Below are 6434 nucleotides of genomic sequence, written 5' to 3' on the forward strand. Positions count from 1 at the left end.
GAATAGACCCTGATCGGCTCGGCGATGTTCTTGAGCTGCGTGCTCCCGAGATCGCTGACCGAGAGGTCGAGCCTCGCCTTGACCTGGCGATAGGCATCCTCGGACAGGCAGATAGCGCCGGGCGACGCGACGCCCTCCAAACGCGAGGCGATGTTGACGCCGTCGCCCATCAGGTCGCCGTCACTTTCTTCCACCACATCCCCCAGATGGATGCCGATCCTGAACTCGATGCGACGGTCCTGCGGCACGCCGGCATTGCGTTCAACCATACCATTTTGAACCTCAACGGCGCAGCGCACGGCATCCACCACACTGCGGAACTCAACCAGCGCCCCATCCCCGGTGCGCTTGATCACCCGCCCGTTGTGCACTGCGATGGTGGGATCGATCAGGTCGCTGCGCAGTGTCCGCAATCTTGCCAAAGTAAGATCTTCGTCCGCGCTCGCGAGCCGGCTATATCCGACCACATCTGCAGCCAGGATTGCCGCTAGCTTACGATTCTCGCTCATGGTCCGTCTCCTCATCTCCACGATAGCAGGAAGAAGGAGGGCAAGAGGGAACTTTCGCAAACGATGGCTACCCAGCGGTCCGGATCGGCAGCGCTCTGCCACAGGGTCCACACGGGTCGCTCGACGCCCATTTGCGCTGCCGCTTGCTGGTCGACGGCTATCGGTTCATGCTTGTGAATACCGTGACCGTGAAGCGCTAAGCGAGATCACGCCGTCACGGCCGCAAGTGAGGTCTTGCTCCATGGAGTGCTCAGGCTGCGGTTTCGAGGTTGAGGGCGGTTTCGCTTTCTGTCCGAAGTGTGGCAGGCGCCAGCCCGTGCCATGCGCCGGTTGCGGCTACCTCTGCGCACCTGATTTCGAGTTCTGTCCGAAATGTGGGGCAAGCCTCGGCGCGCCGGCAAAGGCCGCCGAACGGCCGGCTCCGACACCAAGCCGGACGATTGAGCCGCCTTCTCGAACTCCGTCGCTGCTTGCGAACATCGAGAGCGAAGAACGGCTGCATCCCGTCTCTGACGCCGATCGCCGGACGGTAACGGTCCTGTTCGCCGACCTTTGCGGCTTCACGACACTCAGCGAGCAGCTCGACCCCGAGGTCATGCAAACGCTGCAGAACGAACTGTTCAAGGAATTGACAGCGGCCGTGCGAAACTTTGGTGGTTTCGTGGACAAATTCATCGGCGATGCACTGCTCGCTTTGTTCGGTGCACCGGTCGCGCACGAGGACGATCCGGAACGTGCGCTCCGCGCCGCTCTCGACATGATCGCCCGGACGGCACGGCTCGGCGAACGCACCTCCCACTCCGGCTCGCCTCTGTTACTCCACATCGGCATAAACACCGGTCCGGTCGTTACTGGAGGATTGGGCATCGGCGCCGCCAAATCCTATTCGGTGACCGGAGACACAGTGAATACGGCGCAACGCCTGCAATCGCTGGCCGCACCGGGTGAGGTGCTGGTCGGCGAGCTCACTCACAGGCTGACCCGGCATGCCTTCTCTTACGAGTCGCTGGGGGATGTCGTGCTTCGCGGCAAGGCTGGCAGTGTGCTCGTCCATCGACTGGATGCACCGCTTACGGCGCCGCGTGCGGCGCGCGGGCTCGAGGTGCTCGGCCTCAGTGCGCCGATAATAGGTCGCGGTGCGGAGCTGAATAGAATGCTGGCGAGCCTCGACCAGGCGTGCGGCGGCTCGGCCCAACTTGTCCGCCTCGTCGGAGAAGCCGGTATCGGGAAATCGCGGCTGGTGAAGGAGTTCGTCGCCCGCGTCGGCGACGAGGATCGTTTTCGCAACGTCGCCGTGCGGCAGGCCACTTGCTCACCGCTGGGCGAACAATCATTTGGCGCCTTGGGCGCAGTGGTGCGCAGCGCTGCCGGGATGATGCAAAACGACAGCGGGGACGAAATGCGGGGCAAGCTCGCGGGCTTGCTTACCGATCTCGGCCTGCAGGGCGAGGAGGCGAAGCGGCTGATGCCTTTGCTCTACCATGTGCTTGGCCTTGGCGACCCCGATGCCACCCTGCAGCATGTCGAGCCCGAGCAGTTGCGGCGGCAAATTCTCTACGCGGTCCGCACCATCATCGAACGGCGGCTTGCGTTGTCGCCGCTGTTGATTGTCGTCGAGGACCTGCACTGGGCCGACGCCGCGTCGCTCGAGGCACTGCGTTTCGTGATGGACAGGTTGGAACGTACGCGGTTGATGTTGCTGGTCACGCATCGTCCGGCGCCGGACAACGACCAGCTCGACTCAAGTCGGGTCAGTCACACAGCGCTCCGGCTTTCGCCGCTCAACAGTAGTGACGGACGCAGCCTGCTGGCGGCCCTTTTCGGCGAGAGCTGGGTAAGCTCCGCAGGCGGGCTTGTCGACCAGATCCTCGAGCGCGCGGGTGGCAACCCGCTTTTTGTCGAGGAGATCGTTCGCGGCCTTATCGATGGCGGTGTCCTGATGCGCGAGGGCCAGCGATGGCGGACCGTGGCAGGCGAAGTCGCAACCGGCATTCCCGCCACTATCCAGGCAATGTTGCTTGCCCGCGTCGACCGGCTGCCCCCGGAGGTGCGCCGGTTGGCCCAGGAAGCCGCGGTAATCGGCCCGCGCTTCGATGCCACACTTCTGAAAGCGGTGACAGCCGACCCCGGCCGGTTGGAGGCAGGCTGCGAATTGCTTTGCGATGCGGAAATCATCGAGGAGGTTGCAGGATCAGGCTCGGTCTCGTCGCAAAGCTACCGCTTTACGCAAACATTGCTGCAGGACGTGATCTACCAGAACCTGCTCCTGCAACGCCGGACCGATATCCACGGGCGGGTCGGTACCGCCTTGGAGCAACTGTGCGGCGACAAGCCGGAACGGCTCGAGGATTTGACCGCGCTCGGTCATCATTTCGCACAGAGCGCCGAGCGGGAGAGGGGGGCGCATTACCTGCAGGCGGCGGGCGATCGCGCTCGCATGATATACGCCAACGACGACGCGCTTCGTCTCTACGAGCGAGCACTGACTGCGTTGGGCGCGATCGGGCAAACACCGCTCAAACTGGCAATTCAAGAGCGCACTGCCGATTTGAGCGGCCCGCTAGGCCGCCGCGAAATCGCGCACCGCCACTACGAGACGGTCTTGCAGGCATACCGCGAATCCACCGATCGTGTCGCTTCGGCGCGCGTTTTGCGCAAGATCGGGCGGCTGTTCTGGGATGTCGGCAAGCGGGACAACGCGGAATCCCGCTATGCTGAAGCGGCAGCGCTCCTCGATGGAGCTGATGCCCCGATCGAGCAGGCGCATCTCTGGCAAGAACGTGGCCGACAGGCGTTCCGTAGCGGAGATCACGCTCTCGCCGCAAAATGGGCGGACGCGGCGCTGGATTGCGTAAGCACTCTGACAACGGAGCATGTTTCCGAAGGAGGGGCTGACGCCACTCTCGTGACCGCCGAGGCACTTAATACCAAGGCTGTTGCACTGGCTCGCCTTGGACGAAACCGCGAAGCCGTTGGCCTGGTTGAACGTAGCATTGAATTGGCCGAAGCCGCCGGTCTACCCGGCGCGGCGTGCCGCGGCTACACCAATCTCGGCGTGCTTTACACGACCATCGATCCCGCAAAGGCAATCGAGGTCTGTCGGCGCGGTCTTGAAGTGGCGCGCCATATTGGTGATTTGGGTTTCCAGGCGCGCCTCCTCGCCAATCTCGCGGTTGCTTGCTGCACTTTCACGGATCGCTGTCCAACGGAGGGCGTGCCTGCTGCCGAGAAGGCCATCGAGATCGACCGGGCGCTCGACCAGCGCGAGCACCTGCCGGTGCCGTTAATCGTGCTTGGGCAGATCCACCAGTGCAATGGCCGTCCGGAACTGGCGGTTGGGTTGTTCCACGAAGCACTGGACGTAGCCCGCGAAACGGGCGAGCCCCAACTGCTGTTTCCGTGCTATGATGGTCTTGCAACGCTTAGTCTCGACCTCGACAATCTGGCCGAGGCCGAACGCTACTTTTCCCTGGCGCAGGGCATATGCGCCCAGCACGGGCTCGACCCGGAAGCGCTTGTGGTGCTGCCTTTTCTCGACTAGCCGGGGTGGGAGGTTGGAAATGGCCGCGCGTATTGACTTGATACCGCTTCAGCCGGGCGACCGAGCGCCGAACCTGGTACTCGACGCCATTACCCAGGAAGGCAAGATCGCGCTTGACGACTTTCGCGGACAAAAACCGGTGTTGGTCGGCCTGTTTCGAGGTCTGCACTGTGCGTTTTGCCGGCGCCATATTGCCGCCCAGGCGCGGCTTGATCCGGAGCTGCGCGAAAAGGGTGTGGGGAGCCTGACGGTGGTCAATACGCCGATCGAGCGGGCGCGTCTCTATTTCCGCTACCACCCGATGCCGAATCTGCTTGCGGCCTCCGACCCTGAACGCGCTTCACATCGTGCTTTTGGATTGCCCAATCTCGAATTCACCCAAGACGAGACGAACTGGCCGTACAAGGTCTCGATGGCAGCGGTAAAGGATATGAGGATCGACATACCAGGCGAGTTGCCCGGTCCCATGGATCCTATCGCAGCCGGCGAAATCCTTGGCAAAAAGGACCACTACGAAATGACCGAAGCCGACGAGCAGATGATGGCAACGGGACACGGACAACTGGTCGGTCAGTTCCTGCTGGATCGCCAGGGGATCGTCCGCTGGAGCTTCACGGAGGTTCCAGAGGGCGGGCGATACATGTTTGCGGCGCCAAGCCCCCAGGAGCTGATGTCAGCCGTGTCCCAAGTCGCCCAATAGATTTGTAGATGGCTCCGTATCGTGGGGTCGCTGCCACAGCACCCCTTCCAATCGTCAGCATGCCGTCAATGGCGGCGGGAGCCATTCCACACCATCCGACCGCAGGAAAGACTGCAATGAACCAGTTGAGGCGTCAAAGAGGGGGAGGGGTCACCCTATTGCTCATGACACAGCTTTCAAATCACTCTTCGTCCTGGTTATTGGGTTCGCCAGGACCATATGAGAGGGTTCGATGGAAACGGATTGGCGAACAATCCGCTAACGTATTGATTTCATATAGGAAACGTTGACCCGCCGGGCCCACCACTCCAAGGTTTCTATTTCGCAGGGTCGATCTGCTCTCGCCGTGGTGCGGTTTCCGGTACGCTCTCCCAGCCGCTTAAGAGCCGGAGTCTACGCAATGGTGACAAGCAAAAAAATTCTGTCGTCGATGGCGCATTCACGACATCCGGTTCGCGACACGGACGTTAGTCACAGTGAACATGTCTGAACATCCGATCAAGCGCTCGCTCGTCTTCTTTCTGGTGCCGGATTTCACCATGGTCGCCTTTGCGACTGCGCTGGAGCCGATCCGCATCGCCAACCGGATGCTCGGCTACGAAGCCTATAAGTGGCGGCTGGCTAGTATCGACGGGCGGCCCGTGCCCGCTTCGAGCGGCGTGCTGTGTGCGGTCAACACCTCGTTGCAGGACGAGCGGCGGATGCTGGCTGGCCCCGACAGGCCATCGATGGTCATCGTCTGCACCGGCATCAACGTCGAGCGTTATTCGAACAAATCTGCCTTGGCCTGGTTGCGCGAGGAACATGCTCGCGGCGTTGCGATCGGCGGCCTCTGCACCGGCGCCCATGTGCTGGCGGCTGCCGGGTTGCTCGCCGGCAAACGCTGCGCCATCCATTGGGAAAACCTGCCAGGCTTCGCCGAGGCATTTCCGAACGCGCATGTGTTTGCCGACCTCTTTGAGGTCGATCACGACATCTACACATGCGCCGGCGGCACGGCCGCTCTTGACATGATGTTGAAGCTGATCGGCGATGATTTTGATGAATCCCTGGTCAGTCGCGTCTGTGAGCAGGTGCTGACCGATCGGGTGCGCGGCGCAAGCGATGGCCAGCGACTGCCTTTGCGAGCGCGGCTCGGCATTCAGAATTCGAAAGTGCTGACCATAATCGAACTGATGGACGCTAACCCGTCCGACCCAATATCCGTGGGCGATATTGCCAAGCAAGTCGGACTGTCGCGACGGCAGATCGAGCGTCTTTTCCGCGATGAGATGGGGCGCTCGCCCGCCCGTTATTATTTGGAGATACGCCTCGAGCGTGCACGACATATGCTGATCCAGTCATCCGTGCCGATAGTCGAGGTGGCCACCGCATGCGGCTTCATTTCAGCGTCGCATTTTTCCAAATGCTACCGCGAACTCTACGCCCAAACGCCGCAGCAGGAACGATTGGAGAGGAAATACCCCGCCGCCTCATAGGCGTCATCAATTTTGTCGCTTCCACGACTGGTTCGGCCAGGTAGCCGGGCGAGCGTCTACTGGCGCCGCGCTTGGACAGCGACCAATCCGACTGGCTCGACATAGGATTTCGCAGAGCGCCGCAGCATGGCCTGCCTTTGCCCGGGTAGGCTCTTCCCTACCCGGGATCTACCGATTCCCCACCGACCCGCCAGATTCCTCCCATC

The 6434-nt window shown here is 61.9% G+C and carries 4 protein-coding genes; 3 read left to right on the forward strand and 1 reads right to left on the reverse strand.

All coding sequences use genetic code 11. The annotated features are described in order from the left end of the window. Window positions 1-509 (reverse strand): adenylate/guanylate cyclase domain-containing protein (locus EN742_RS19945; protein WP_145965457.1); only part of this gene is annotated, 509 nt, incomplete at its 3' end. 241 nt (window positions 510-750) lie between these two features. Here EN742_RS19945 and EN742_RS19950 point away from each other — a divergent pair. From EN742_RS19950 to EN742_RS19960, 3 genes are all read left to right on the forward strand, one after another. After that, window positions 751-4050, forward strand: coding sequence for an adenylate/guanylate cyclase domain-containing protein (locus EN742_RS19950; RefSeq protein ID WP_189375475.1), 3300 nt, complete (start codon window positions 751-753; stop codon window positions 4048-4050). A gap of 19 nt (window positions 4051-4069) precedes the next feature. Next, window positions 4070-4750: a redoxin domain-containing protein gene (locus EN742_RS19955; protein WP_127405784.1), complete on the forward strand. Its 681-nt coding sequence runs from the start codon at window positions 4070-4072 to the stop codon at window positions 4748-4750. A 482-nt stretch (window positions 4751-5232) separates the two neighbouring features. Beyond that, the gene (locus EN742_RS19960; protein ID WP_348628233.1) at window positions 5233-6228 is read left to right on the forward strand and encodes a GlxA family transcriptional regulator; all 996 of its coding nucleotides are present in this window, start codon (window positions 5233-5235) and stop codon (window positions 6226-6228) included. Window positions 6229-6434: the final 206 nt, after the last annotated feature.

The organism is Mesorhizobium sp. M4A.F.Ca.ET.020.02.1.1, from assembly GCF_004022645.1.
GTDB lineage: Bacteria > Pseudomonadota > Alphaproteobacteria > Rhizobiales > Rhizobiaceae > Mesorhizobium.